The organism is Agromyces sp. NPDC004153, from assembly GCF_053603635.1.
The window spans coordinates 240,670-266,296 of sequence record NZ_JBSGFY010000001.1 but is presented as its reverse complement, the minus strand read 5'-3'; the positions used below and the strand labels follow the sequence as shown (position 1 = coordinate 266,296).

Annotated in this window: 26 protein-coding genes; 21 read left to right on the top strand and 5 right to left on the bottom strand. The window is 71.0% G+C overall.

Features of this window, described 5'->3' with window-relative positions; genetic code table 11:
- Positions 1-83 precede the first annotated feature (83 nt).
- The 15 genes from ACWEOH_RS01235 (at position 84) to ACWEOH_RS01165 (ending at position 13,106) form a co-directional block, all read left to right on the top strand.
- On the top strand, positions 84-1,001 hold the full coding sequence (locus ACWEOH_RS01235; protein ID WP_452027527.1) for an ATP-binding cassette domain-containing protein: 918 nt from the start codon (positions 84-86) through the stop codon (positions 999-1,001).
- Between the two features lie 2 nt (positions 1,002-1,003).
- Positions 1,004-1,828, top strand: coding sequence for an ABC transporter permease (locus tag ACWEOH_RS01230; protein WP_452027525.1), 825 nt, complete (start codon positions 1,004-1,006; stop codon positions 1,826-1,828).
- A gap of 145 nt (positions 1,829-1,973) precedes the next feature.
- Positions 1,974-2,876 carry an L-threonylcarbamoyladenylate synthase gene (locus ACWEOH_RS01225; RefSeq protein WP_452027523.1) on the top strand — a complete coding sequence of 301 codons (903 nt, stop codon included), beginning with the start codon at positions 1,974-1,976 and terminating at the stop codon, positions 2,874-2,876.
- Complete coding sequence (locus ACWEOH_RS01220; RefSeq protein WP_452027521.1) at positions 2,873-4,249, top strand: MraY family glycosyltransferase; 1,377 nt, start codon at positions 2,873-2,875, stop codon at positions 4,247-4,249. Before ACWEOH_RS01225 ends, ACWEOH_RS01220 begins: the two co-directional genes overlap by 4 nt.
- Entirely contained in the window at positions 4,230-4,709 is a 480-nt protein-coding gene (locus tag ACWEOH_RS01215; protein ID WP_452027519.1) for a hypothetical protein, read from the top strand. Before ACWEOH_RS01220 ends, ACWEOH_RS01215 begins: the two co-directional genes overlap by 20 nt.
- Before the next feature lie 161 nt (positions 4,710-4,870).
- A complete protein-coding gene (atpB, locus tag ACWEOH_RS01210; RefSeq protein ID WP_452031811.1) occupies positions 4,871-5,668 on the top strand; it encodes a F0F1 ATP synthase subunit A in 798 nt (265 codons plus the stop codon).
- A gap of 46 nt (positions 5,669-5,714) precedes the next feature.
- The gene (gene atpE / locus ACWEOH_RS01205; protein ID WP_022888426.1) at positions 5,715-5,948 is read left to right on the top strand and encodes an ATP synthase F0 subunit C; all 234 of its coding nucleotides are present in this window, start codon (positions 5,715-5,717) and stop codon (positions 5,946-5,948) included.
- Positions 5,949-5,976: 28 nt separating this feature from the next.
- Entirely contained in the window at positions 5,977-6,546 is a 570-nt protein-coding gene (locus tag ACWEOH_RS01200) for a F0F1 ATP synthase subunit B (RefSeq protein ID WP_452027516.1), read from the top strand.
- Positions 6,547-6,549: 3 nt separating this feature from the next.
- Positions 6,550-7,344, top strand: coding sequence for a F0F1 ATP synthase subunit delta (locus ACWEOH_RS01195; RefSeq protein WP_452027514.1), 795 nt, complete (start codon positions 6,550-6,552; stop codon positions 7,342-7,344).
- 96 nt (positions 7,345-7,440) lie between these two features.
- Positions 7,441-9,081, top strand: coding sequence for a F0F1 ATP synthase subunit alpha (gene atpA / locus ACWEOH_RS01190; RefSeq protein WP_452027512.1), 1,641 nt, complete (start codon positions 7,441-7,443; stop codon positions 9,079-9,081).
- A gap of 42 nt (positions 9,082-9,123) precedes the next feature.
- Entirely contained in the window at positions 9,124-10,020 is an 897-nt protein-coding gene (locus ACWEOH_RS01185; RefSeq protein WP_148731872.1) for a F0F1 ATP synthase subunit gamma, read from the top strand.
- A gap of 21 nt (positions 10,021-10,041) precedes the next feature.
- A complete protein-coding gene (atpD, locus tag ACWEOH_RS01180) occupies positions 10,042-11,502 on the top strand; it encodes a F0F1 ATP synthase subunit beta (protein WP_452027510.1) in 1,461 nt (486 codons plus the stop codon).
- A 2-nt stretch (positions 11,503-11,504) separates the two neighbouring features.
- A complete protein-coding gene (locus ACWEOH_RS01175) occupies positions 11,505-11,765 on the top strand; it encodes a F0F1 ATP synthase subunit epsilon (protein WP_452027508.1) in 261 nt (86 codons plus the stop codon).
- A gap of 10 nt (positions 11,766-11,775) precedes the next feature.
- Positions 11,776-12,348: an AAA family ATPase gene (locus tag ACWEOH_RS01170; RefSeq protein ID WP_452027506.1), complete on the top strand. Its 573-nt coding sequence runs from the start codon at positions 11,776-11,778 to the stop codon at positions 12,346-12,348.
- Complete coding sequence (locus ACWEOH_RS01165; RefSeq protein ID WP_452027504.1) at positions 12,348-13,106, top strand: YaaA family protein; 759 nt, start codon at positions 12,348-12,350, stop codon at positions 13,104-13,106. Before ACWEOH_RS01170 ends, ACWEOH_RS01165 begins: the two co-directional genes overlap by 1 nt.
- A gap of 95 nt (positions 13,107-13,201) precedes the next feature.
- On the opposite strand, the gene ACWEOH_RS01160 is transcribed toward ACWEOH_RS01165, so the two are convergent.
- Complete coding sequence (locus ACWEOH_RS01160; RefSeq protein ID WP_452027502.1) at positions 13,202-13,828, bottom strand: DNA-3-methyladenine glycosylase I; 627 nt, start codon at positions 13,826-13,828, stop codon at positions 13,202-13,204.
- On the bottom strand, positions 13,825-14,316 hold the full coding sequence (locus tag ACWEOH_RS01155) for a methylated-DNA--[protein]-cysteine S-methyltransferase (RefSeq protein ID WP_148731866.1): 492 nt from the start codon (positions 14,314-14,316) through the stop codon (positions 13,825-13,827). Before ACWEOH_RS01155 ends, ACWEOH_RS01160 begins: the two co-directional genes overlap by 4 nt.
- 168 nt (positions 14,317-14,484) lie before the next feature.
- On the opposite strand from ACWEOH_RS01155, the gene ACWEOH_RS01150 reads away from it, so the two are divergent.
- Together ACWEOH_RS01150 and ACWEOH_RS01145 are read left to right on the top strand one after the other, a co-directional pair.
- Positions 14,485-15,453, top strand: a complete 969-nt coding sequence (locus ACWEOH_RS01150) for an aldo/keto reductase (RefSeq protein WP_452027499.1) — start codon at positions 14,485-14,487, stop codon at positions 15,451-15,453.
- A 134-nt stretch (positions 15,454-15,587) separates the two neighbouring features.
- A complete protein-coding gene (locus ACWEOH_RS01145; RefSeq protein WP_452027497.1) occupies positions 15,588-16,775 on the top strand; it encodes a DUF4192 family protein in 1,188 nt (395 codons plus the stop codon).
- An 8-nt stretch (positions 16,776-16,783) separates the two neighbouring features.
- Here the strand turns inward: ACWEOH_RS01145 and ACWEOH_RS01140 are convergent, their stop codons facing one another.
- From ACWEOH_RS01140 to ACWEOH_RS01130, 3 genes are read right to left on the bottom strand one after another with little or no spacing between them, the layout of a single operon-like run.
- Complete coding sequence (locus tag ACWEOH_RS01140) at positions 16,784-18,229, bottom strand: NAD(P)/FAD-dependent oxidoreductase (RefSeq protein WP_452027495.1); 1,446 nt, start codon at positions 18,227-18,229, stop codon at positions 16,784-16,786.
- Positions 18,229-19,701 (bottom strand): aspartate aminotransferase family protein, encoded by a 1,473-nt coding sequence (locus ACWEOH_RS01135; RefSeq protein ID WP_452027493.1) that lies wholly within the window; start codon positions 19,699-19,701, stop codon positions 18,229-18,231. Before ACWEOH_RS01135 ends, ACWEOH_RS01140 begins: the two co-directional genes overlap by 1 nt.
- A gap of 27 nt (positions 19,702-19,728) precedes the next feature.
- Complete coding sequence (locus tag ACWEOH_RS01130; protein WP_148731861.1) at positions 19,729-20,211, bottom strand: Lrp/AsnC family transcriptional regulator; 483 nt, start codon at positions 20,209-20,211, stop codon at positions 19,729-19,731.
- A gap of 191 nt (positions 20,212-20,402) precedes the next feature.
- Between ACWEOH_RS01130 and ACWEOH_RS01125 the strand changes: the two genes are divergently transcribed.
- The 4 genes from ACWEOH_RS01125 to ACWEOH_RS01110 all read left to right on the top strand — a co-directional run bounded on the left by ACWEOH_RS01125 (position 20,403) and on the right by ACWEOH_RS01110 (position 25,625).
- On the top strand, positions 20,403-21,854 hold the full coding sequence (locus ACWEOH_RS01125) for an aminobutyraldehyde dehydrogenase (protein ID WP_452027491.1): 1,452 nt from the start codon (positions 20,403-20,405) through the stop codon (positions 21,852-21,854).
- A 45-nt stretch (positions 21,855-21,899) separates the two neighbouring features.
- A complete protein-coding gene (locus tag ACWEOH_RS01120) occupies positions 21,900-23,222 on the top strand; it encodes an FHA domain-containing protein (RefSeq protein WP_452027489.1) in 1,323 nt (440 codons plus the stop codon).
- 25 nt (positions 23,223-23,247) lie between these two features.
- Entirely contained in the window at positions 23,248-24,075 is an 828-nt protein-coding gene (locus ACWEOH_RS01115) for a PP2C family protein-serine/threonine phosphatase (RefSeq protein WP_148731858.1), read from the top strand.
- 134 nt (positions 24,076-24,209) lie between these two features.
- Positions 24,210-25,625, top strand: a complete 1,416-nt coding sequence (locus tag ACWEOH_RS01110) for a serine/threonine-protein kinase (protein ID WP_452027487.1) — start codon at positions 24,210-24,212, stop codon at positions 25,623-25,625.
- The last annotated feature ends 2 nt before the right edge of the window (positions 25,626-25,627 follow it).

The window sequence follows — 25,627 nt, the reverse complement described above, 5'->3', positions numbered from 1 at the left end:
GCGTCCAGTGTAGAACTGTGTATTACTTAAACAGTCGTGCATGGCATAAACAGTTTAACTCGTACACCGGAAAGGCGCAGCCCATGACCCTCGCGATCGATGCGCGCGGCATCGCCAAGCGATTCCGCTCCACCGAGGTCCTCAGCGACCTCGACCTCGCGGTCGAGGCCGGCAGCGTGTTCGCCCTCCTCGGGCCGAACGGCGCCGGCAAGACCACGACCATCAACATCCTCACGACGCTCGTCCGGCCCGACGCCGGCACGGCGCTCGTCGCCGGCGCCGACGTGCTCGCCGACCCCGACGGCGTGCGCGCGCGCATCAGCCTCACCGGGCAGTCGGCCGCCGTCGACGAGGTCCTCACCGGGCGCGAGAACGTCGTCATGCTCGCCCGGCTCTCCGGCCTCGGCGCCCGTGCGGCCCGCGCCCGCGCCGACGAGCTGCTCGACCGGTTCGATCTCGCCGAGGCATCCGGCCGACGCGTGGCCACCTACTCGGGCGGGATGCGACGGCGCCTCGACCTCGCGCTGAGCCTCGTCGTGCCGACCCCCGTGATCTTCCTCGACGAGCCGACCACGGGCCTCGACACGCGCAGCCGGCAGGAGCTCTGGCGCATCATCCGCGAGGTCGCCGATCAGGGTGCGACGGTCTTCCTCACCACGCAGTACCTCGAGGAGGCCGATCGGCTCGCCGACCGCGTCGCGGTGCTCGATCGCGGGCGGATCGCGGCCGAGGGCACGGCGAGCGTGCTCAAGGCGCAGGTCGGCGGCGAGGTCGTGGAGCTCCTCGGCCCCCACGACGAGGTGCTCGCCGAACTGCCCACCGACGGCACCGTGCACGGGCTCCGCGCCGCGGTCGACGAGCTCGACCGGCTCGCGGCATCCGCCGTCGACGGCGCCAGGGTCGCCATCCGCCGCCCGAGCCTCGACGACGTCTTCCTCGCCATCACCTCGCACCCGGCGGAGTCCGGGCGCGAGGCCGACCTCATCGGAACGAAGGGCTGACCATGACCACCCTCATCGACACCGCACCGTCGCGCGCCGGCTCGGCACCCGCGCTCGTGCGGTCCCGCCCCGCCGGGATCACGGCCGAGGCCGTCTTCATCCGCCGGAGCATCACGCACTCGCTGCGCGACACCGAGGCGCTGCTCATGGCGGTGTTCCTGCCGACCATGCTCATGCTGCTCTTCACGTACGTGTTCGGCGGCGCACTCGATCCCTCGGGCGGCTACGTGAACTACGTCGTGCCCGGCATCATCCTGCTCTGCGCGGGGTTCGGGGCGAGCTCGACCGCGATGTACGTCGCACGCGACATGACGACGGGGATCATCGACCGCTTCCGCACCATGCCGTTGCGTGCCGGCGCCGTGCTCACCGGCCACGTGGTCGCGAGCGTGCTGCGCAACCTCTTCGCGACCGGCGTCGTCATCGGCGTCGCGCTGCTCGTGGGCTTCCGGCCGACCGCGACGCCGTTCGAGTGGGTGCTCGCGATCGGGCTCATCGCACTGTACATCCTCGCGATCACGTACCTGTTCGCCGCGATCGGCCTCGCGGCGGGCAGCCCCGAGGCGGCGAACGCGTACGGCTTCATCCTGCTGTTCCTGCCGTACCTGTCGAGCGCGTTCGTCCCCGTCGAGACGCTGCCCGACTGGCTCGCGTGGTTCGCCGAGCACCAGCCGATCACGCCGATCATCGAGACGATCCGGAGCCTGCTCATGGGCACGCCCATGGGCGACTCCGCCTGGTGGGCCGTGGGCTGGTGCCTGCTGTTCATCGCGGTGGCGGCGGTGTGGGGCGCGTGGCTCTTCCGCCGCAAGGCGGGCCGCCGCTGACGCGAGCGCGAACGACGACGGATGCCGCGGGCCGCACGGGCGCGCGGCATCCGTCGTCCCGTGCGAGGGCGCTGCCGCGGGCGACGCGCAGGGCCGTCCCCATGCCCCGGGGACGAGGAGCCCGCTGGTCTAGAATCGAGCGGTCATGACCTCCATCTACGACTGCTCGGTCGATTCCCAGCTGCTCACCGGCATGCGACTCGCACGTGGCGCCATCGGCCGCGGCGAGCTCGTCGTGATCCCCACCGACACGGTCTACGGGGTCGCCGCCGACGCGTTCGACCCGAAGGCCGTGGAGCGCCTCCTGCACGCGAAGGGCCGCGAGCGCACCTCGCCGCCCCCGGTGCTCATCCCCGGCATCCCCACGCTCGACGCGCTCGCGACCGAGGTGCCCGAGCCCGTGCGCCGGCTCGTCGCCGAGTTCTGGCCGGGCGGGCTCACCGTGATCCTGCACGCGCAGCCGTCGCTGCAGTGGGACCTCGGCGAGACGCGGGGCACCGTGGCCCTGCGCATGCCGGCCAACCGGATCGCGCTCGAGCTCCTCTCGGAGACCGGGCCGCTCGCGGTGTCCAGCGCGAACCTCTCGGGGCAGCCGTCGGCGACCACGGCCGTCGACGCGCAGGCCATGCTCGGCGAGTCGGTGGAGGTCTACCTCGACGGCGGCCCGGCCGGCGAGGAGTACGAGGCCATCGGCGAGCGGCCGGGCGACACGAGCTCGACCATCGTCGACGCGACCTCGCTCTCGGGCGAGGGCGGCCTGCTGCGCATCGTGCGGGCCGGCGTCATCTCCCGCGAGCGCATCGCCGCGGTCGTGGGGGAGGAGCTGCTCGCGCCCGCCGACGGCGAGGAGGCCGCCGAGACCGTGCCGGTCGCGCCCGAGGACGAGGCGATCGCCGTCGAGGATTCGGGATCCGACGCGCCCGGGGCATCCGAAGCGCCTGCGGCGTCCGACGCGCCTGTGGCATCCGACGCGCCCGCGGCATCCGACGCGCCTGCGGCATCCGCTCGCGCCACCGCCGACGATGGAGCGGATGCCGCCGCCTCATGACCCTCTTCCTCGCGCTCGCCCTCGTGGCCGCGCTCGTCACCTTCGGCGGCTCGGTGCTCGTCTGGAAGCTCAGCCTCAAGTACCGCCTCTACCCGAAGATCCGCGAGCGCGACGTGCACACGCGCCCGACGCCGAGGCTCGGCGGCATCGCGATGTTCGTCGGCATCCTCGCGGCGATCGGCGCGGCGGCGTTCGTGTCGACGCTCGGCTCGTCGCGGTTCTCGGTCGTGTCGATCATCTTCCAGAACCCGACGCAGATGCTCGCGATCCTCGGGGCGGCGCTGCTCATCGTGCTCATCGGCGTCGCCGACGACATCTGGGACCTCGACTGGACCACGAAGCTCGCCGGCCAGTTCATCGCGGCGGGCCTCATCGCGTGGCAGGGCGTGTCGATCGTGTCCCTCCCGATCGGCGGCATCACGGTCGGCTCATCGTGGATGAGCGCGACGATCACGGTCTTCACGATCGTGCTCGTGATGAACGCGATCAACTTCATCGACGGCCTCGACGGGCTCGTCGCGGGCGTCGCCCTCATCGCGAACGGCGTGTTCTTCCTCTACACGTACCTGCTCGTGCAGAAGACGTCGCCGCTCAACTACTTCAACCTCGCGTCGCTGCTCGCGATCGTCGTGGTGGGCGCGTGCGCCGGGTTCCTGCCGCTGAACTGGCATCCCGCGAAGCTCTTCATGGGCGACGCCGGCGCGCTGCTCATCGGACTGCTCATGGCCACCTCGGCCATCGCGGTCACGGGCCAGATCGACCCGGCGTCACTCGGGCTCGGCGAGCTGTTCCCGGCGTTCATCCCGATCATCCTGCCGTTCGCGGTGCTCGTGATCCCATTGCTCGACTTCGGGCTCGCGGTCGTACGACGGCTGCGCGCCGGCAAGTCGCCGTTCGCGGCCGACCGCAAGCACCTGCACCACCGCCTGCTCGACATGGGCCACTCGCATCTCAACGCCGTGCTCATCTTCTACGCCTGGACGGCGGTCGCCTCGGTCGGATGCCTCCTCTCGTTCGTGTTCCCCGTGTACTTCGGCATCCCGTCGGGGTGGGCGTTCCTCCTGCTCGCGATCGGGTTCCTCGTCTGCGCGGCCTTCACGCTCGCGCCGCTCGGACGACGCAAGCGCCTCACGGTCGCGGCCGAGGCCGACGGCGACGACCGGGTCGGCGCGACGGTGTTCGACGAGCTCGAGTCGTCCGAGCCGGTGCCGGTGGCGACGGGTGCGGTGCCCGTGGCGACGGGTGCGGTGCCGGTGGCGACGGGTTCCCTTCCATTGGGCTCCGGCGATGTCACCGGCCCGGCTTCAGGTCAGGGCCGCCCGGTAGAATCGGGCGACCCCGAACTGGAGCACGATGACCGACGCACGTCCTGAACCCGCCGACCGCACGCCCACCTCGAACCCGGTGCTCCGCAGGGCGCTCATCTGGGGCGGGCTGCTCGCCGCGATCGTCCTCGTGGTGAGCGGGGTCCTCGGGCTCGTGTTCGCCGGCACCGAGGGGCTCGTGAGCGCCCTCGTCGGCACGCTCATGGCCGTGGTGTTCATGGGCATCACGGCGGCGAGCATCCTGCTCGCGAACCGGTTCGCCGGAAGCGACGTGTTCGTCGGCATCTTCTTCGGCATCGTGCTCGGCGGCTGGCTCCTGAAGTTCATCGTCTTCATCGTGCTCGTGGTCGTGCTCCGCGACGCCGACTGGCTCAACCCGACCGTGCTGTTCCTCAGCCTCGTCGGGGGCGTGATCGCCTCGCTCGTGGTCGACGTGATCGTCGTCGCGACCTCGCGGATGCCCTATGCGAGCGATGTGAAGCTGCCCCAGGCACCGACCGACGACTGAGCCCATCTCGAATTCGTCTGCTCGTAGAAGTCTTGCTAGAGTAATGGCGATCCCCCCGGTTTCCGCGCTTTTTCACGTGTGCGGAAACTGTTCCGATGTTCGACGACGCGAGAGCCGAGCTCCACGCCCCGAAACAGGAGATAGCGCTGCTAGCTAACGCTCTGAACCTGCTGGTTCCGACTGCAACCGATGATGGTGAGTTCCACGGGCCGTCGATCATGGAGTTCTTCCCCGACCCGATCGTGTTCGAGGGAACCCCCTTCGAGATCAACCGCATCATCCTGGTCCGCTGGGTCGCGGTCATCGCGCTGCTCCTCGTGTTCTGGCTCGGCACGCGCCGCATGAAGGTCGTCCCCGGGCGGTTCCAGAGCCTCGTCGAGATGGGCCTCGACCTCGTCCGCGTGAACATCGCCGACGACCTGCTCGGCAAGAAGGACGGCCGTCGGTTCCTGCCGCTCCTCACCACCATCTTCTTCCTCGTGCTGTTCATGAACCTCACGGGCGTCATCCCGTTCCTGAACATCGCCGGCACGTCGGTCATCGGCGTGCCCCTGGTGCTCGCGATCGTCGCGTACGTCACGTTCATCTACGCCGGCATCAAGAAGAGCCCCAAGAACTTCTTCAAGAACTCGCTGTTCCCCTCGGGTGTCCCGTGGCCGGTGTACATCATCGTCACGCCCATCGAGCTGATCTCGACGTTCATCATCCGCCCGATCACGCTCACCCTCCGACTCATGATGAACATGATCGTCGGCCACCTCCTGCTCGTGCTCTTCTTCGCGGCCACGCAGTTCTTCATCTTCAACCTCGGCGGCTGGTACACGGCCCTCGGCGTCGGGACGCTCGCCTTCGGCCTCGTCTTCACGCTCTTCGAGGTCCTCGTCGCCGTCCTGCAGGCCTACGTCTTCGCACTCCTCACCGCGGTCTACATCCAGCTCGCGGTGGCGGAAGAGCACTGAGCCCGGGCACCCGCCCAGAACATCCCTAGGAAAGGAAAACCCCAACGTGGACGCAACTACCGTTCTCGCTGAGATCAACGGCAACATCGCGACCGTCGGCTACGGCCTCGCGGCGATCGGCCCGGCCATCGGCGTGGGCATCGTCGTCGGCAAGACGATCGAGGGCGTCGCCCGCCAGCCCGAGCTCGCCGGCCGCCTCCAGGTGCTGATGTGGATCGGCATCGCCTTCACCGAGGCGCTCGCCTTCATCGGCATCGCGACCTACTTCATCTTCGTCTGATCGACCCCGCGCACCTGAGGAGGCCAACGTGCTTCATGCAGTACTGAGGGCTGCTGAGGAGGGCCACGAGACGACCCCGAACCCGGTCCTGCCCGCGACCTACGACATCGTCTGGTCGGCAGTCTGCTTCGTGGTGATCCTCGTGTTCTTCTGGATCTACGTGCTCCCGCGCGTTCGGAAGCTGCTCGATGAGCGCGCCGAGGCGATCGAGGGCAACATCGCGAAGGCCGACGAGGCCCAGCGCAAGGCCGAGGCGGCGCTCGAGGAGTACACCGCCCAGCTCGCCGATGCGCGGGCCGAGGCCGGCCGCATCCGTGAGACCGCCCGCGAGGACGGCCGGAAGATCGTCGCAGAGGCGAAGGACCAGGCGACCAGCGAGGCGGCCCGCGTCACCGCGACCGCTCAGGCGCAGATCGAGGCGGAGCGTCAGTCGGCGCTCGTGTCGCTGCGCTCCGAGGTGGGCACCCTGGCGATCGACCTCGCGTCGGGCGTCATCGGCGAGAGCCTCACCGACGACCGCAAGGCGCAGAACGTCGTGGACCGCTTCCTCGCCGATCTCGAGGCGAGCGAGCAGGCCGCTGCCGGAGGGAAGAAGTAATCCATGGGTAGCGCTACGAGAGGGGCCCTCGCCGGCACGCGAGCCGCGCTCGCGCAGCTCGGCCGGGCCGAGCTGCAGGTCGCAGAGGACCTCCTCGCGGTCGGCCGCGTCGTGGGCTCGTCGTCGCAGCTGCGCTCGGCGCTCATCGACGCCGAGGCGGACGACGCGCAGAAGCGCACGCTCGTCGAGTCCGTCTTCGGCGCCAAGATCACGGCCGACGCGGTGACGCTCGTCACCGCGGCCGCGACGCGGCGCTGGTCGACCGGCGACGACTTCATCGCCGGTCTCGAGGACCTCGGCTACCGCGTCGCCGCGGAGTCGGCCCCCGAGGGCGTCGAGATCGACGCGGAGCTCTTCGCGTTCGAGCGCGCCGTGGCATCCGACGCCGAGCTCGAGCTCGCGCTGGGCAGCAAGCTCAGCCCGCTGCCCTCGAAGCTCGCGCTCGTCGACCGGCTGCTCGTCGGCAAGGCGTCGCCGCAGACCGTGGCGATCGTGCGGCACCTCGTGCAGCAGCCGCGCGGCCGCCGCATCGGCGAGCTGCTGCGGCACGCGGCATCCGTCGTCGCCGACCAGCGCGGCTTCGACGTCGCGACGATCACGACCGCGGTGCCCCTCACGGCCGAGCAGCTCGGGCGCCTCGCCCAGGGCCTCGTCGCGCAGGCCGGCCGCCGGGTCCGATTCGACACCATCGTCGACCCCGCCGTCATCGGCGGAGTCCGCGTGCAGATCGGCGACGACGTCATCGACGGCAGCGTCGCCTCGCGCCTCAGCGAGCTGAGGCAGAAGCTTGCCGGCTGACGCCGGATGAATCGACCGGCGTCCCGCGCCGCGACACACCAGTAGCTGGTCAACCGGCACAGAAAAGGGCCCGGCCCTTCAGAAAAGGAAATGGCAATGGCAGAACTCTCCATCAGCCCTGACGAGATCCGTTCCGCTCTCTCGGAGTTCGTCTCGTCGTACGAGCCCGGCCAGGCGCAGAAGACCGAGGTCGGGTACGTCTCCGACGCGGCCGACGGCATCGCGCACGTCGAGGGCCTGCCCTCGGTCATGGCGAACGAGCTCGTCCGCTTCGCGGACGGCACGCTCGGCCTCGCGCTGAACCTCGACGAGGACGAGATCGGCGTCGTCGTGCTCGGCGAGTTCACCGGCATCGAGGAGGGCATGGAGGTGACTCGCACGGGCGAGGTCCTCTCGGTGCCCGTCGGCGAGGGCTACCTCGGCCGCGTCGTCGACCCGCTCGGCAACCCGATCGACGGCCTCGGCGAGATCACCGGCATCGAGGGCCGCCGCGCCCTCGAGCTCCAGGCGCCCGGCGTCATGCAGCGCAAGTCGGTGCACGAGCCGCTGCAGACCGGCATCAAGGCGATCGACGCGATGATCCCGATCGGCCGCGGCCAGCGCCAGCTCATCATCGGCGACCGCCAGACCGGCAAGACCGCGATCGCGATCGACACGATCATCAACCAGAAGGCCAACTGGGAGTCGGGCGACCCCTCGAAGCAGGTCCGCTGCATCTACGTCGCGATCGGCCAGAAGGGCTCGACCATCGCCTCGGTGAAGGGCGCGCTCGAGGACGCCGGCGCGATGGAGTACACCACCATCGTCGCGGCGCCCGCGTCCGACCCCGCCGGCTTCAAGTACCTCGCGCCGTACACGGGCTCGGCCATCGGCCAGCACTGGATGTACGACTCGAAGCACGTCCTCATCATCTTCGACGACCTGTCGAAGCAGGCCGAGGCCTACCGCGCCGTGTCGCTGCTCCTCCGCCGCCCGCCGGGCCGTGAGGCGTACCCCGGTGACGTCTTCTACCTGCACTCGCGCCTGCTCGAGCGTTGCGCGAAGCTGTCCGACGAGCTGGGCGCCGGCTCGATGACGGGCCTGCCCATCATCGAGACGAAGGCGAACGACGTCTCGGCGTACATTCCGACCAACGTGATCTCGATCACCGACGGCCAGATCTTCCTCCAGTCCGACCTGTTCAACGCCAACCAGCGTCCCGCGGTCGACGTCGGCATCTCGGTCTCGCGAGTCGGCGGCGACGCCCAGGTCAAGTCGATCAAGAAGGTCTCGGGCACGCTGAAGCTCGAGCTCGCGCAGTACCGCTCGCTCGAGGCGTTCGCGATGTTCGCGTCCGACCTCGACGCGGCGAGCCGCCGCCAGCTCGCGCGCGGCGCCCGCCTCACCGAGCTCCTCAAGCAGCCGCAGTACTCGCCGTACCCCGTCGAGGAGCAGGTCGTCTCGATCTGGGCCGGCACCAACGGCAAGCTCGACGAGGTGCCCGTCGAGGACATCCTGCGCTTCGAGCGCGAGCTCCTCGACTACCTCGGCCGCAACACCGACGTGCTCAGCGAGCTCCGCGAGACCAACGTCCTCTCGGACGACAACGTCTCGACGCTCGAGGCCGAGGTCGACAAGTTCAAGCTCGAGTTCCAGACCGGCGAGGGCAAGCCGCTCGCCTCGGTCGGACGCGAGGAGTTCGAGGCCAGCGCCGAAGAGGACGTCAACCAGGAGAAGATCGTCAAGGCTCGCCGCTAGGCGACCGCGATCGACGACGAACTCTAGGGATACAGGAGAGACATGGGAGCGCAACTTCGGGTCTACCGGCAGAAGATCAGGTCTGCCCAGACGACGAAGAAGATCACGAAGGCGATGGAGCTCATCGCCGCCTCGCGCATCCAGAAGGCGATGGCGCGCGTGACGGCTTCGTCGCCGTACTCGCGTGCCATCACCCGCGCCGTGTCGGCCGTCGCGACGTACTCGAACGTCGACCACGTGCTCACGACGGAGCCCGAGAAGATCGAGCGCGCCGCCGTGGTCATCCTCACGTCGGACCGCGGCCTGGCGGGCGCCTTCAACTCGCAGGTGCTCCGCGAGGCGGAGGAGCTCAGCGAGCTGCTCCGTTCGCAGGGCAAGGAGGTCGTGTACTTCCTCGTCGGCCGCAAGGCGGTGGGCTACTTCCAGTTCCGCCGCCGGGCGTCCGAGCGGCAGTGGACCGGCAGCTCCGAGAACCCCGAGTTCGAGCTCGCCAAGGAGATCGCGGACGCGGTGCTCGAGGTGTTCCTCCGCGACGCCGCCGACGGCGGCGTCGACGAGATCCACGTCGTCTACAACCGGTTCGTCAGCATGATGACGCAGTCGCCCGAGATCGTGCGCCTGCTGCCGCTCGAGGTCGTCGAGGGCGTCGAGGAGCCCGACGCCACGGTGCAGCCGCTGTACGAGTTCGAGCCCGACGTCGAGACGGTGCTCGACTCGCTCCTGCCGGTGTACATCGAGAGCCGCATCTTCAACGCCCTCCTGCAGTCCGCGGCCGCGAAGCACGCGGCGACGCAGAAGGCGATGAAGTCCGCGTCAGACAACGCCGACAAGCTCATCACCGACTACACCCGGCTGGCGAACGAAGCGCGCCAGGCCGAGATCACGCAGCAGATCGCCGAGATCGTGGGCGGCGCCGACGCGCTCGTCGCAAAGAAGTAATCCAGAAAAGAGAGAGCCAGAATGACTGACACCGCAACCGCGCCGGTCGCCGCGTCGACCGCCGGCGCCGTCGGCCGCATCGCCCGTGTGACGGGCCCCGTCGTCGACATCGAGTTCCCGCACGACTCGATCCCCGACATCTACAACGCTCTCAAGACCGAGATCACGATCGGCGGCGAGACCTCCATCCTCACGCTCGAGGTCGCCCAGCACCTCGGCGACGACCTCGTCCGCGCCATCGCGCTGAAGCCCACCGACGGGCTCGTGCGCGGCCAGGAGGTCACCGACACCGGCGAGGCGATCTCGGTGCCCGTCGGCGACGTCACCAAGGGCAAGGTCTTCAACGTCATCGGCGAGATCCTGAACGGCGAGCCCGGCGAGCAGGTCGAGATCACCGAGCGTTGGCCGATCCACCGCAAGCCCCCGGCCTTCGACCAGCTCGAGTCGAAGACCCAGCTCTTCGAGACCGGCATCAAGTCGATCGACCTCCTCACCCCCTACGTGCAGGGTGGAAAGATCGGCCTCTTCGGTGGTGCGGGCGTCGGCAAGACCGTCCTCATCCAGGAGATGATCCAGCGCGTGGCGCAGGACCACGGTGGTGTGTCGGTGTTCGCCGGCGTGGGCGAGCGCACCCGTGAGGGCAACGACCTCATCCACGAGATGGACGAGGCGGGCGTCTTCGACAAGACCGCCCTCGTCTTCGGCCAGATGGACGAGCCGCCGGGGACGCGTCTGCGCGTCGCCCTGTCGGCGCTCACGATGGCGGAGTACTTCCGCGACGTGCAGAAGCAGGACGTGCTCCTCTTCATCGACAATATCTTCCGCTTCACGCAGGCGGGCTCCGAGGTGTCGACGCTGCTCGGCCGCATGCCCTCCGCGGTGGGCTACCAGCCGAACCTCGCCGACGAGATGGGCATCCTGCAGGAGCGCATCACCTCGACGCGCGGTCACTCGATCACCTCGCTGCAGGCGATCTACGTGCCGGCCGATGACTACACCGACCCGGCCCCGGCCACGACGTTCGCGCACCTCGACGCCACGACCGAGCTCTCGCGTGAGATCGCGTCGAAGGGTCTCTACCCGGCGATCGACCCGCTGACCTCGACGTCGCGCATCATGGACCCCCGCTACCTGGGCGAGGACCACTACCGCGTCGCGACCACGGTCAAGCAGATCCTCCAGAAGAACAAGGAGCTGCAGGAGATCATCGCGATCCTCGGTGTCGACGAGCTCTCCGAGGAAGACAAGATCACCGTGGCCCGCGCGCGCCGCATCCAGCAGTTCCTCTCGCAGAACACCTACATGGCGAAGAAGTTCACGGGTGTCGAGGGCTCGACCGTTCCGCTCAAGGACACCATCGAGTCGTTCGACGCGATCGCCCGCGGCGACTTCGACCACGTGGCCGAGCAGGCGTTCTTCAACGTCGGCCCGATCTCGGACGTCGAGGAGAACTGGGCCCGCATCCAGAAGGAGAACGGCTGAGCATGGCCGCCCTCAACGTGAGCGTCGTCTCGGCCGACCAGGAGGTCTGGTCGGGCGAGGCGTCCATGGTGGTCGCCCGCACGGTCGAAGGCGAGATCGGCATCCTGCCCGGCCACGAGCCCATGCTGGCCATCCTCGCCGGCGGCGAGGTGCGTGTGACGCTGCCCAGTGGCGAGAAGGTCATGGCCACCGCGGAGGACGGCTTCCTGTCGGTCCAGTCGGACTCGGTCCAGGTGGTCGCGTCCCGCGCCGAGCTGTCCTGAGGAGTTCCGGATGCAGGGGGAGCAGCCGATCGACCGCCAGTTCGGTGACCTGAGCGTCACCCAGCTCATCGTCATGGCCGGGTTGCCGGGAGCGGGCAAGTCGACGATCGGGGAGATCGTCGGCGCCCGCCTCGGCGCCACGGTCGTCTCCGTCGACCCGATCGAGTCGTCCATCCTGCGTGCGGGGATCGACTCCGACCAGCCGACCGGCCTCGCCGCGTACCTGGTGGCCGAGGAGATCGCCGAGAAGGAGCTCCTCTCGGGGCGCACCGTCATCGTCGATGCGGTGAACGCCGCCGAGTCGGCCCGGCTGCAGTGGCGCGACCTCGCCGCGCGCACCGAGGTGCGGCTGCGGGTGATCGAGGTCGTCTGCTCCGACGAGGCGCTGCACCGCGCGCGGCTCGAGAAGCGCGAGCGCGGACTCCCGCACCTCGAGGAGACCACCTGGCGCGCGGTCGAGCAGAGCCTCGACGGCTACGCGCCGTGGACGGGGCCCTCGTCGGCGCTGCCGCGCATCACGATCGACAGCGTCGAGTCGCTGGGATCGAACGTGGACGCCGCGCTGTCGTTCATCGCCGCCTAGTGCTGCTCCTGCTGCCGCCGTCGGAGACGAAGCGTGACGGCGGGGACGGCGTCCTCGACCTCTCGGCGCTCTCGTTCGCCGAGTTCACCGCGGCACGTGCCGAACTCATCGAGCGGGTGGTCGAGCTCGCCGCGGATCACGAGGCCGCGATTCGAGCGCTGAAGCTCGGGCCGCGTCAGGCCGCCGAGGTCGATCGCAATCGCGCGCTCCGCGAGGCGCCGACGATGCCGGCGATCGACCGCTACACTGGCGTGCTGTACGACGCCCTCGACGCGCCGACGCTCGACGCCGAGGCCCGCGCCTTCGCGCATCGCACGGTGGTCGTGCACTCGGCGCTGTTCGGCCTCGTGCGGGCGCTCGACCCGATCCCGGCGTATCGCCTCTCGCACGACTCCCGGGTGCCCGAGGTTCGGCTGCGCCGGTTCTGGCGCGAGCCGTTGTCGGCCCTGCTCGCCGCGACGCCGGGCGTGATCCTCGACCTGCGATCGGAGGGATACGCCGACCTCGGGCCCGCACCGGCGCGCGAGGGGAGCGTCTTCGTGCGCGTCGTCTCGGTGGAGGCCGACGGACGCCGTCGCGCCCTCAACCACTTCAACAAGCACGCGAAGGGTCGGTTCACCCGCGCGTTCGTCGAGTCGCGGCCAGAGGTCGCCTCGATCGAGGAGCTCGTCGAGTGGGCCCGCGCCGAGGGATTCCGCCTCGACCTGCGGGAGGCCGACCGACCCGACGCCGTGCGCGAGCTCGAACTCGTCGCCTGAGCGAGCGGGCGGGCGGGCGCGGGCGGGCGGGCGTGGTCGACCCGGCCGCGCCTGATCGACCCGGCCACGCCTGATCGACCCGACGGCGCCGGCTCTCAGGAGCGAACCGCGGCGGCCGCCTCGTCGGCGTGACGCTCGGCGTTCGAGCGGAAGCAACCGGCGAGGTGGTCGTCGACCATGCCCGCCGCCTGCATGAGCGCGTACATCGTCGTGGGACCGACGAAGCGGAAGCCGAGCTTGCGCAACTGCTTGCTCATGGCGGTCGACTCGGGCGTGGTCGCCGGCACCTCGGCGAACGAAACGGGCGAATCGTCGCGGGGCGGCGGCGCGAAGCCCCAGAGCAGTTCGTCGAGCGGCTGGTCGAGTGCGAGGGTGGCACGGGCGTTCTGGATCGTGGCCTCGATCTTGCCGCGATGGCGGATGATGCGGGCGTCGCCCAGGAGGCGCTCGACGTCGGCTTCCGTCATCGCCGCGACCTGCGCCGCGTCGAAATCGTGGAAGACCTCGCGGAACGCGGGACGGCGTCGGAGGATCGTGATCCACGAGAGTCCCGACTGGAATCCCTCGAGGCAGACCTTCTCGAGCAGTCGCACCGGATCGTGCTGGGGCGTGCCCCATTCCTCGTCGTGGTAGCGCCGGTACTCGGGGTCGGCGGCACCCCACGCACAGCGTGCAAGCCCGTCGTCGCCCGTGACGACCTCGGGCGGTGGCACGACGCTCACGCGGCGAAGCCGATGCGCTCGTGCCCGAGGAGCCAGAGCTTGGTCGGGATGCCCTCGCCGCCGGAGTAGCCGGTGATGCGCCCGTCGGAGGCGAGCACGCGGTGGCAGCCCACGATGATGGGGATCGGGTTGGCGCCCACGGCACCGCCGATCGCCCGCGCGGAGCCGGGCTTGCCGACGGCGGCGGCGAGTGCGCCGTAGGAGGTGGCCTCGCCCCAGCCGAGGCGTTCGAGCTCGGCCCAGACGGCCTCTTGGAACGGCGTTCCGGAGAATCGGACGGGGAGGTCGAACTCGGTGCGCGAGCCGGAGAAGTACTCGGTGAGCTGCGTGCGCGCGTCGTCGAGCACCGCGTTGGACCGCTCGGGCTCCCCGTCGTGGGGGAGTGCGCCGTCGCGTTCGATGGTGAGGCCGGTCACGGCCTCGTCGTCGCCGGTGAGCTCGAGGCGCCCGATGGGGCTGTCGAGGCGGATGAGGAACACGTTGGTCATGCTTCGAGCGTAGCCGCGGCATCCGACATCGACTCGCGGGAATCGGACATCGCGAGCGGCGGACCGGAACAACCGGCTGGGGAGGACGAGTCCGCGCGAACGGCGCGGCCGCGCGGCATCCGATCGCCACGGTCGCGACCCTCGCGAGGGCACGCCTAGGCTGGTCGGATGACCGATCTCGAGTACCGCTCGCTCGGCCGTTCGGGGCTCCGCGTCTCGGCGGTCGGCCTCGGCGGCAACAACTTCGGACGCACCGGAACCGCGACCGAGACCCAGGCGGGCACGAACGCGGTGGTCGAGGCCGCGCTCGCCGCCGGCGTCAACTTCATCGACACGGCCGACATCTACGGCAAGGAGTACGGGCTCAGCGAGGCGCTGCTCGGCGAGGCGCTCCGCGGTCGGCGCGACGAGGTCGTCATCGCGACGAAGTTCGGCCACGCGTCCCTGCCGTCGCCGCTGCCCGCATGGGGCGCGCGGGGCTCGCGACGGTACATCCGGCTCGCGGTCGAGGGCTCGCTCCGCCGCCTGCAGACCGACTGGATCGACCTCTACCAGCTGCACACGCCCGACCCTGCGACCCCGATCGACGAGACCATCGCGGCCCTCGACGACCTCGTCCGCGCGGGGAAGGTCCGCTACATCGGCCACTCCAACCTGAGCGGCTGGCAGCTCGCCGAGGCGGAGCTCGTGGCCCGGGAGCTCGGAGCGACCCGGTTCGTGTCGGCGCAGAACGAGTACAACCTGCTCTCGCGCGGCGCCGAGGCGGAGGTCCTGCCGGCCGCACGCCACTTCGGGCTGGGCTTCCTGCCGTTCTTCCCGCTGCAGAACGGCCTGCTGACGGGCAAGTTCCGTCGCGACGAGCACCCTGCGGACACGCGGATCATGCGCCAGCGCCGGCACATCGTCGACGATGCGCCGTGGGACGTGCTCGATCGCTACCGGGCGTTCGCGGACGAGCGGGGCATCTCGATGCTCGAGGCGACCTTCGGCTGGATGCTCGCGCAGCCGGGGCTCGCGAGCGTGATCGCGGGCACGACGCGTCCCGAGCAGGTCCGCCAGAACGCGGCGGCGGGCGGCGCGTGGCGGCCGACCGAGGCGGAGGTGGAGGAGGTCTCGGAGCTCTTCGCCGGTCGATGACGGGCTGACGCGCTGACGCGCGGATGCGGCGACGCGCTGCGCACTCGTCCTCGGCAGGTGGCGCGAGGACGGCATCCACCACATCGCGGCCGTCCTCCTCGGGCGACGGATGCCCCGGGCCCCACACTGCGGGCATGACCACCATCATCCGCGCCGCTGCGGCTCACGACCTGCTCGCGCTCGTCCCCACCCTCGCCGGCTTCGTGCCCGAGCGCTCGATCGTCTGCGTCGCGTTCCGCGGCTCGAGATCGGCCGGCGTGCTGCGCCACGACCTCCCGCGCCGCGCTCGCGACCGTCCGTCGCTCGTGTCGGCGATCGTGGGCACGCTGTGCCGGATGCCGGGCGTCGACGCCGTGGTGCCGATCGCCTACACCGACCGCACGTTCGAGGGGTCCCGTGGGCTCCCCGAGCGGGCGCTGCTCGCCCTCCTCGTCCGCCGGGCCGAGCAGGCCGGCTTCGACGTGCGCGACGCGCTCTGCCGAGCCGCCGACGGCTGGGGGTCGCTGCTCGATCCGGCCACGCCGGCCGGCGGGCACGCACTGGCGATGATCGACGAGAGCGCCGCCGCGTCGGCGCTGCCCGACGGGGAGTCCGTGCACGCGTCGTCGACCGCGAGCGCACGACTGCCCGAGCGCGACGTCGACCTCTCGGCGGCGATCGCCGCCGAGCTCGCGGCATTCGAGGGGCTCGAGGGCATCGGGGCGCAGCTGGACCGTCTCGGCGACCACGGCGACCCGGTCGCCCTCGTGGAGGCGCTCCTCGACGAGTCGCCGGTCGACGCGGCATCCGAGTCGCCCACCGCGTTGCGCCTCGCCTGGTTCCTCCACCTCGCGGAGCGGCCGCCCATCCGCGACGCCATGATGCTCCAGTTCGCGTTCGGGCCGGTCGTGGGTGCGGCCGCGCACGACGACGCCGTCGAGACCGCGGAGCGCGCCGAGCGAACCGGTGAGACCGTCGACGAGCTGGTGCGGCGCGAGGTCGCCGACAGAGCCGAGAGCGAGGTGTCGGACCTGCTCGGCCGGCTGCTGCTCGGACGGTCGACCGTTCGGCCCGACTCGGACCGCGTCGAGCGCGCGCTCGAGGTCACCCGCATCGCGGCGGCGAACGCCCCTGGCGACCTCCGCGTCGCGCCGTTGTGCATCGCGGCCTGGCTCGCGTGGTCGCTCGGCCGCGGCTCCGCGGCCGGCGCCCTCATCGACCTGGCGGTCGATGCCTCGCCGGGCCACGCCATGGCCTCGCTGCTGTCGGCGTTCATCGGCAGCGGAACCCTGCCCGAGTGGGCGTTCGTGGACCCGCGCTCATCGAGCCGTCGCCGGCTGTGAGCCCCGGATCAGTGGCCGACGAGCGGCGCGATCAGGCGGGCCGCGAGCGACGGACGCCTCGTGATCCGCTCCTCCAGGTCGGCGAACTGCATGCCGAGGATGCCGAGGTTCGCACCGGCGAAGCGCAGCGGCTCGGGCTCCCAGAGCGGCGAGCGGTGGTTCGTCCACGGCAGCGTCGTCAGCTCGGTCTCTCGGCCGAGCACGAGATCGGCGAGCGTCCGGCCGGCGAGGTTGGTCGTCGAGAGCCCGTCGCCCACGTACCCGCCCGCGAATCCGACGCCCGTCCGCGGGTTGTAGCTCGCGGTGGCATGCCAGTCGCGCGCGATGCCGAGGGGACCGCCCCACCGATGCGTGATCCGGGCGTTCCCGACGGCCGGGAACAGGTCGCGCAGCGCATCCTGCAGGTGCTCGAACACGTCGTCGACGCGCTCGTACGACGGGTCGACGCTGCTGCCCCAGTGGTAGCGGGCCCCGCGACCGCCGAACGCGAACCGGTTGTCGGCGGTGCGCTGCCCGTAGATCAGCAGGTGGCGGTAGTCGCTGAACGTCTGCCCGTGGTCGATGCCGATCGCGTCCCACACGGCGTCGTCGAGCGGCTCGGTGGCGATCATCAGCGAGTACAGCGGCATGACCCGCCGACGCACACGCGGCAACTGCGAACCGTAGCCCTCGAGGGCGATGATCACGTGCCGGGCGGACACCCGGCCCTCGTACCCCGTGTCCACCGAGCGGAACCGCACCGTCCCGGCGGCCCAGTCCCGCACCTCGGTGCGCTCGAAGAGCGAGACGCCCATCGCCTCGACCACTCGGGCGAGCCCGCGGACGAGCTTGGCCGGGTGGACGCTCGCGCACGCGGGATCGAACACGGCGGCCGGAGTCCGGCCGTCGCGGCCCGTCGCGCCGAAACGCGCCCCGACGGTTCGCTCGTCCCAGTACACGGTGCGATCGACGCCGTACTGCCGAGCCTCCGCCACGTCGGCGCGGGCGAACTCGCGCTGCACGTCGTTGCGCGCGAACACCACCGTGCCGCCGCGCTCGTAGTCGCAGTCGATCCCCTCCAGGGCGGCGACCCGGCCCACCTCATCGACGGTGTCGACCATGGCGCGCCGCATCGCGACCGCCGCGTCGAACCCGTGCCGTCGTTCGAGCGAGCCGGGGGATCGCGGGAAGAGGGCGGAGCACCAGCCGCCGTTGCGGCCCGACGCCCCGAATCCCGAGATCTCGCGCTCGAGCACGGCGATGCGCAAGTCGGGGTCGGCCTTCGCGAGGGAGTACGCGGTCCAGAGGGCGGTGAGCCCGCCGCCGACGATGCACACGTCGAAGCGGGCGTCGGCCGTGAGGGCGGGGCGCGGCGAGAGGTCGTCGCGCCCCGTCGTCACGAGGTCGTCGAGCCAGAAGCTCGCCCGCCGGTATGCGGCGGGCGAGCCATCGGTGGCGCGGTGCAGCGCCGTCATCAGACGCGCGCGGGCACGAGGAGGTGCTCTCCGCCGTGCTGGTGACCCTTGAAGTCCTCCGCGCGGTTGGACGCCTCGGTGAGCACCGAGCGCAGCGTCTGCTCGATCTCCTGGAACTCCGGCACGCCGATCGTGAGCGGCGGCGCGAGCTGGATGACGGGGTCGCCACGGTCGTCGGCGCGGCAGTACAGCCCGGCGTCGAAGAGGGCCTTCGACAGGAACCCGCGCAGCAGGTGCTCGGACTCCTCGTCGTTGAACGTCTCGCGGGTGGTCTTGTCCTTCACGAGTTCGATGCCGAAGAAGTACCCGTCGCCGCGCACGTCGCCGACGATCGGCAGGTCGAGGAGCTTCTCGAGCTCGGCCCGGAACAGCGGGGAGTTCTCGCGCACGCGCTCGTTGAGGCGCTCCTCCTCGAAGATGTCGAGGTTCGCGAGGGCCACGGCCGCCGACACGGGGTGTCCGCCGAAGGTGTACCCGTGGTAGAAGCTCGTCGTGCCCTTCGAGAACGGCTCGTAGATCTTCTCCGACACGATCGTCGCGCCGATGGGGGAGTAGCCCGAGGTCATGCCCTTCGCGCAGGTGATCATGTCGGGCACGTAACCGTAGGCGTCGCAGGCGAACATGTGGCCGATCCGGCCGAATGCGCAGATGACCTCGTCGCTCACGAGCAGCACGTCGTACTGGTCGCAGATCTCGCGCACGCGCTGGAAGTACCCGGGAGGAGGCGGGAAGCAGCCGCCCGAGTTCTGCACCGGCTCGAGGAAGACGGCGGCGACGGTCTCGGGGCCCTCGAAGAGGATCATCTCCTCGATGCGGTTCGCCGCCCAGACGCCGAACGCCTCGAGATCGTCGGCGGGCGCGCCGACGTCGGCCGCGCGGTAGAAGTTCGTGTTGGGCACGCGGAAGCCGCCGGGCGTGAGCGGCTCGAACATCGCCTTCATCGCCGGGATGCCGGTGATGGCGAGTGCACCCTGCGGGGTGCCGTGGTAGGCGACCGCACGCGAGATGACCTTGTGCTTGGTGGGCTGGCCCTTGAGCTTCCAGTAGTACTTCGCGAGCTTGAACGCGGTCTCGACGGCCTCGCCGCCGCCCGTGGAGAAGAACACGCGGTTGAGGTCGCCGGGCGCGTAGTCGGCGAGCCGGTCGGCGAGCTCGATCGCCGAGGGGTGCGCGTACGACCAGATCGGGAAGAACGCGAGCTCCTGCGCCTGCTTCGCGGCGACCTCTGCAAGGCGACGGCGACCGTGACCTGCGTTGACGACGAAGAGCCCCGAGAGCCCGTCGAAGTACTCGCGACCGTGGATGTCGTAGATGTGGTGGCCCTCGCCGCGCGTGATGATGGGGACGCCGTTCTCCTCCATCGTGGACTGCCGCGCGAAGTGCATCCAGAGGTGGTCCTTCGCCTTCTGCTGCAGTGCGGCGTCGTCGAAGCCGGCCGAGCCGAGGCTCGGCGCTGCGTCGATGGTGGTCATCGGGATCTCCTTCCGGGCGGCCCGCGGTCAGCGGGTGCCCCAGTTGTAGAACTGCTTCTGCAGTTTCAGGTAGACGAACGTCTCGGTGCTGTGCACGCCGGGCAGGTTGCGGATGCGCGAGTTGAGGAGGTTGATGAGCTCCTCGTCGTTCTCGCACACGACCTCGGCCATGAGGTCGAAGCTCCCCGCCGTGAGCACGACGTAGTCGAGCTCGGGGATCTCCGCGAGTCGCTCGGCGAGCTCGCGGGTGTCGCCGCCGGCGCGGATGCCGATCATCGCCTGCCGCGTGAAGCCGAGCTGCATCGGGTCGGTCACGGCGACGATCTGCATCACGCCCGACTCGGTGAGCCGCTGCACGCGCTGGCGGACCGCCGCCTCGGAGAGGCCGACGGCCTTGCCGATGTCGGCGTAGGAGCGCCGGCCGTCGACCTGGAGCTGCTCGATGATCGCCTTCGAGACGTCGTCGAGGTGCACCGGGCGCGACGAGGCGGAGCGCGGGGCGTTCGTCATGCGACCGATTGTGTCAGCGGCGGATGCCGCAAGCAAGCGATTCCGTCGATTTCCACCCATTTCACAACTGATTCCTATGCATTCACTCGCGTTTCACCACGGATCGCGCCTATCATGGGCGCCACGGCGCCGCTCCGGCGCTGCGGGCGCGCGCCCCGCGCCGACGGCACGACATCGAGGATCGACATCCCATGAGCAGCGGCACCCTCCTCAGCACCGGCACCCTCCGGAACTTCATCGGCGGCGAGTACGTGGAGGCGCAGGGCGACGACGCACTCGACCTCGTCGACCCGGCCACCGAGGAGGTCTACGGCTCGGCCCCGATCTCCACCGCGGGCGACCTGGACCGCGCCTACCGCGCGGCGTCCGACGCGTTCGAGACGTGGGGCGAGACCACCCCGGCCGAGCGCCAGCTCGCGCTCTTCCGCATCGCCGACGCGATGGAGTCGCGCGCCGACGAGTTCGCCGACCTCGAGTCGCAGGACACGGGCAAACCGCGCGCCTCGCTCGTCGCCGACGAGATCCTGCAGTCGGTCGACCAGCTCCGGTTCTTCGCGGGCGCCGCCCGCAACCTCGAGGGCCGGTCGGCGGCCGAGTACCTTGCAGGTCACACCTCGTTCGTGCGCCGGGAGCCGATCGGCGTCATCGGCCAGGTCACGCCGTGGAACTACCCGCTGAACATGGCCGTCTGGAAGATCGCACCGGCCATCGCCGCCGGCAACACGGTCGTGCTGAAGCCGTCGGACACGACGCCGCTCTCGACGCTGAAGCTCGCCGAGGTCGCGGCCGAGTTCCTGCCCGCCGGTGTGCTCAACGTCCTCACCGGCGACCGTGGCACGGGCGCCGCCCTGCTCGAGCACCCCACGCCGCAGATGGTCGCGATCACGGGCTCGGTCCGCGCCGGCATGGAGGTCGCGCGCGCCGCGGCATCCGACCTCAAGCGCGTGCACCTCGAGCTCGGCGGCAAGGCACCCGCGATCGTCTTCCCCGACAGCGACCTCCAGGCCGCCGCGGCGGGCATCGTCACCGCCGCGTATTTCAACGCCGGGCAGGACTGCACGGCCGCGACCCGCGTCATCGTCCACGAGTCGGTGCACGACGCGTTCGTCGCCGCGCTCGTGGCCGAGGCCTCGGCCAACGCCCGCACGGGCGGCCCGCGCGAGGACGGCGTCCTCTACGGCCCGCTCAACAACGCGAACCAGCTCGCGCACGTGTCGGGCTTCGTCGACCGCCTGCCCGCCCACGCCGACGTCGCCCTCGGCGGCCGCCGCCAGGGCGACCGCGGATACTTCTGGGAGGCGACCGTCGTCACCGGGCTCCGCCAGGACGACGAGGCCGTGCAGCGAGAGATCTTCGGCCCGGTGCTCACCGTGCAGTCCTTCCGCGACGACGCCGAGGCGCTGGCCATGGCGAACGGCGTCGACTACGCCCTCGCGGCATCCGTCTGGACCGGCGACCACACGCGGGCGATGCGGTTCGCGAAGCACCTCGACTTCGGCTGCGTCTGGATCAACACGCACATCCCCTTCGTGTCCGACATGCCGCACGGCGGTTTCAAGCACTCGGGCTACGGGAAGGACCTCTCCAACTACGGCTTCGAAGACTACACGCGCATCAAGCACGTGATGAGCCACATCGGCTGACGTCGCGCACGCGGTCGCACTCGCGGCGGTGCCAGACTGTTCGACATGGTCGCGGGAACCGTCACGAGCGCGGCAGTGCCCGGCGCGCCCGCGTGGGACGTCGTGGTCGGCCACCGCTTCATCGTCGCCATCGCCGCGCCCTCGCCCGACGCGACCACGTCGGCGCTCGCCGCCGCGGCGGCCGACGACGGGGTGACCGTCGAGGCGCTCGTCGGCACGATCCCGCTCGGCGGCGCCGACGCCGTCGAGTCGTTCGCCATCGTGTGGTGGCCGGGCCCCGGCACCGACGAGGTGACCGCCGTGGTGCGCGGCGACGCCGTGGTCGACCTCACGTCGCCCGGCGGCACACGGCGCTTCGACGCCCGCGGCATCCGCCCGTGGCACCTGGCGGACTTCGGCTCCGTGGTCGCGCTGCGCGTCACCGGGGTCGACGCGCCCCTCGACCGCCTCGGCGAGTCGGGCGACGCGGTGGGACATGCGCGCGCCGGCTTCCGCGCGTCCGCCGTCGAGTGGTCGGCGGCGCCGCAGCCGCCCCGCCGACCGGATGCCTCGGTCGCCGACGCCGACACGGTGCTCCTGCCGCGTCCGCACGATCCCGACACGGTGCGCACCCCCGCCGACGGCGCCCTCGTCGCCGATGCGGACGACGGGCACGCGGATGCCGACACCGTCCGGCGCCCGCGGCGAACCCCGGCGCCGAGCGTCCTGCACGATTCCGCGTTCGATGTCGCCGCACCGCCGACGTCTCGCCTCCGCGTCATCGCGCCGGTCGTCGCGCCATCGGCGGCGCCATCGCCCGACCCAGATCTCGCCGGGCGCCGGCGGCCGCGCATCCTCGGCGCGGTCCTCCGCTTCGACCCGGCGATCACGCCCACGCCCCTCGAGCCGTCGCCGGCCGTCGGCGGAGAGGCCCGTGCCGACCGCGACGGCCGCGACGCAACCGCCCACCGCGGAGCCCTCTCGCCCGAGCCCGCCGTCGCGGCATCCGTCGAGCAGCGCCCGGCACCCGGCGTCCCGGCGTTCCGCGTCGTCGGCGGCGACCCCCGCCCGGTCACGGGGCCGGTGCTCATCGGCCGACGGCCGCACGCGCCGCGCGTCCCCGATCCGCGCGGCGTCGTGCCCGAGCTCGTCACCGTCGCGTCGCCGCGCGCCGTCGTGTCGGGGACGCACCTCGAGCTGCGCGTCGAGGGGACCCGCGTCGTGGCGACCGACCTGCGCTCCACGAACGGCACGATCGTGCGGAGCGCGACGGGTGTTCGCCGCATGCGCGCGGGCGAGTCCATCGTGGTCGCACCGGGCACCCGCCTCGACCTCGGAGACGATACGATCATCGAGATCCTCCCCGCCCCCACCGCTCCACCCGAGTGACCCGAACAGACAGCAGGCACGTCCCGTGACGCAGATCGGCAACGGCAACGCGCGACATCGCGTCACGTTGCCCGACGGCACCGAGATCACGATCGCGTGGGCGGCCGTCACCGACACGGGCCTCCGTCGCGAGGTCAACGAGGACAGCTTCGTCGCGCAGGCGCCGATCTTCGCCGTCGCCGACGGCATGGGCGGGCACGCGGCCGGCGACTTCGCCAGCGCCGCCGTGGTCACCCGGCTCGCCGAGCACGGCGGCAAGTCGATGATGGGCACCCCCGAGATCGACGCGGCCCTCCGGCTCGCGGTGCAGGACATGGGCCGTGGCGCCGGCGTCACCGACGAGGGCAGCGGCACCACGGTCACGGGAGCGGCGCTCGGCAGCATCTCCGACGAGCCCGCCTGGATCGTGTTCAACATCGGCGACTCGCGCGTCTACCGGCTCGTCGGCGGCGTGCTCGAGCAGCTGACCGTCGACCACTCGATCGTGCAGGAGCTCGTCGACGCCGGCCAGATCACGCGCGAGGAGGCCGACACGCACCCGCACTCCAACGTGATCACGCGCGCCGTGGGCTTCCACGAGGCGCCGATCCCCGACTACCGCGCCATCGCGGTCGAGCCGGGAATGCGCCTGCTCATCTGCTCCGACGGGCTCACGAAGGAGCTCACGTCGTACGGCATCCGGCACTTCCTCGTGGCCAACCCGAAGCCCGAGCAGGCCGCCCGCCAGCTCGTCGATGCGGCGGTCGGCAACGGCGGTCGCGACAACATCACGGTCGTCGTGGTCGACGTGCTCAAGGTGGTCCGACCCGCTCATGCACCCCAGCACCGCAGCCCCGACAGCGACGTCGACTGACGGATGCCGCGGGCAGCCGCGGCACGTCCCCCACAGCGGTCGTGGCGGCATCCGTGCGCCCGCCTACAATGGGGGTCACCGGGGCCCGCCGGGCGTTGGTGCGGGCGCCGACGGACTCGAACGCTGGGAGGATCGTGACGAGGCGCCTGCCGTCCACTCCGCCGAACCTGCCCGGGTTCGCGTTCATCCGCGTGCTCGGCTCGGGCGGGTTCGCCGACGTCTTCCTCTACGAGCAGAACATGCCGCGTCGGCTCGTCGCCGTGAAGGTGCTGCTCGCCGAGGTCGTGAACGACGACCTGCGCCGGATGTTCCAGGCCGAGGCCAACCTGATGGCCCAGCTGTCGTCGCATCCGTCGATCCTCACGGTGTACCAGGCGAGCGTCGCCGCCGACGGGCGCCCGTACCTCGTGATGGAGTACTGCTCGTCGACGCTCGGGCAGCGCTACCGCGCCGTGCAGCTGCCGCTCGCCGAGGTGCTCTCGATCGGCGTGCGCATCTCGAGCGCCGTCGAGACAGCCCACCGGCAGGGCGTGCTGCACCGCGACATCAAGCCGTCGAACATCCTCACCACCGCCTACGGACACCCCGTGCTCTCCGACTTCGGCATCGCGGCGACCCTCGGCGAGGCCGAGACGACCGAGGCCGTGGGCTTGTCGATCCCGTGGTCGGCGCCCGAGGTGCTGCACGACGACGTGTCGGGCACCGTCGCGAGCGAGGTGTGGTCGCTCGGGGCCACCGTCTACTCGCTCCTCGCCGGGCGCAGCCCGTTCGAGGTGCCGGGCGGTGACAACGCGCCGGTCACGCTGATGGGGCGCATCGAGAAGGCCAAGCCCGCGCCGACGGGGCGGGTCGACGTGCCGCCGAGCCTCGAGCGCGTGCTCGCGCGCGCGATGTCGAAGCGGCCGCAGGACCGGCAGGCGAGTGCGCTCGAGTTCATCCGGGACCTGCAGTCGGTCGAGGAGGAGCTCGGCCTGCCGCAGACGCCGCTCGAGGTCGCGATGGACGACTGGGCCCTCGCGACCGCGGTCGACCTCGACGAGCGCACGCGCGTGAGCGGCCACCCCTCGACCATCGATCGCCAGGCGGGTCGCCGTCGCTCGCGGCGGACCCCCGCGCGGACGCAGAGCACGGCGCAGGGGATCGACGGGCGCTCGGGCGAGCTCTCGACGGGCCGCTCCCGCACCGCGCCGCCCACGATGAAGCGGCTCGTGTGGGGCATCTCCATCGCCGCCGCCCTCATCGTCGCGCTCGTCGGCGCGGGCGTCGTCGCGGTCCTGCAGGGCACCCGGTCCATCCCGGTCGTCGCGAACGTGCAGGGCTCGGTCGTCGGCGACTCGGCCGTCTTCACCTGGGACGACCCCGGGATCCAGGGCAGCGACGCCTACCTCGTCGCCGTCGACGGCGAGCCGGAGCCCGTCCAGCGCGTCGCCCGCGTCGAGATCCCTGTGCAGGAGGGCGACCGGGTGTGCGTCACCGTCACGGTGACTCGCGAGGGCAAGAGCGGTGACCCGAGCGCGGAGCGCTGCGTCGACGTCACGGGGGTCGGCTGATG

Coding starts and splice junctions, on each gene's coding strand:
- ACWEOH_RS01170 (WP_452027506.1), top strand. CDS start 11,776: ATGCAGGGGGAGCAGCCGATCGACCGCCAGTTCGGTGACCTGAGCGTC.
- ACWEOH_RS01120 (WP_452027489.1), top strand. CDS start 21,900: ATGGTCGCGGGAACCGTCACGAGCGCGGCAGTGCCCGGCGCGCCCGCG.
- ACWEOH_RS01150 (WP_452027499.1), top strand. CDS start 14,485: ATGACCGATCTCGAGTACCGCTCGCTCGGCCGTTCGGGGCTCCGCGTC.
- ACWEOH_RS01125 (WP_452027491.1), top strand. CDS start 20,403: ATGAGCAGCGGCACCCTCCTCAGCACCGGCACCCTCCGGAACTTCATC.
- ACWEOH_RS01130 (WP_148731861.1), bottom strand. CDS start 20,211: ATGACGAACGCCCCGCGCTCCGCCTCGTCGCGCCCGGTGCACCTCGAC.
- ACWEOH_RS01185 (WP_148731872.1), top strand. CDS start 9,124: ATGGGAGCGCAACTTCGGGTCTACCGGCAGAAGATCAGGTCTGCCCAG.
- ACWEOH_RS01220 (WP_452027521.1), top strand. CDS start 2,873: ATGACCCTCTTCCTCGCGCTCGCCCTCGTGGCCGCGCTCGTCACCTTC.
- ACWEOH_RS01175 (WP_452027508.1), top strand. CDS start 11,505: ATGGCCGCCCTCAACGTGAGCGTCGTCTCGGCCGACCAGGAGGTCTGG.
- atpA (WP_452027512.1), top strand. CDS start 7,441: ATGGCAGAACTCTCCATCAGCCCTGACGAGATCCGTTCCGCTCTCTCG.
- atpD (WP_452027510.1), top strand. CDS start 10,042: ATGACTGACACCGCAACCGCGCCGGTCGCCGCGTCGACCGCCGGCGCC.
- ACWEOH_RS01225 (WP_452027523.1), top strand. CDS start 1,974: ATGACCTCCATCTACGACTGCTCGGTCGATTCCCAGCTGCTCACCGGC.
- ACWEOH_RS01145 (WP_452027497.1), top strand. CDS start 15,588: ATGACCACCATCATCCGCGCCGCTGCGGCTCACGACCTGCTCGCGCTC.
- ACWEOH_RS01235 (WP_452027527.1), top strand. CDS start 84: ATGACCCTCGCGATCGATGCGCGCGGCATCGCCAAGCGATTCCGCTCC.
- ACWEOH_RS01230 (WP_452027525.1), top strand. CDS start 1,004: ATGACCACCCTCATCGACACCGCACCGTCGCGCGCCGGCTCGGCACCC.
- ACWEOH_RS01215 (WP_452027519.1), top strand. CDS start 4,230: ATGACCGACGCACGTCCTGAACCCGCCGACCGCACGCCCACCTCGAAC.
- ACWEOH_RS01135 (WP_452027493.1), bottom strand. CDS start 19,701: ATGACCACCATCGACGCAGCGCCGAGCCTCGGCTCGGCCGGCTTCGAC.
- ACWEOH_RS01195 (WP_452027514.1), top strand. CDS start 6,550: ATGGGTAGCGCTACGAGAGGGGCCCTCGCCGGCACGCGAGCCGCGCTC.
- ACWEOH_RS01155 (WP_148731866.1), bottom strand. CDS start 14,316: ATGACCAACGTGTTCCTCATCCGCCTCGACAGCCCCATCGGGCGCCTC.
- ACWEOH_RS01140 (WP_452027495.1), bottom strand. CDS start 18,229: ATGACGGCGCTGCACCGCGCCACCGATGGCTCGCCCGCCGCATACCGG.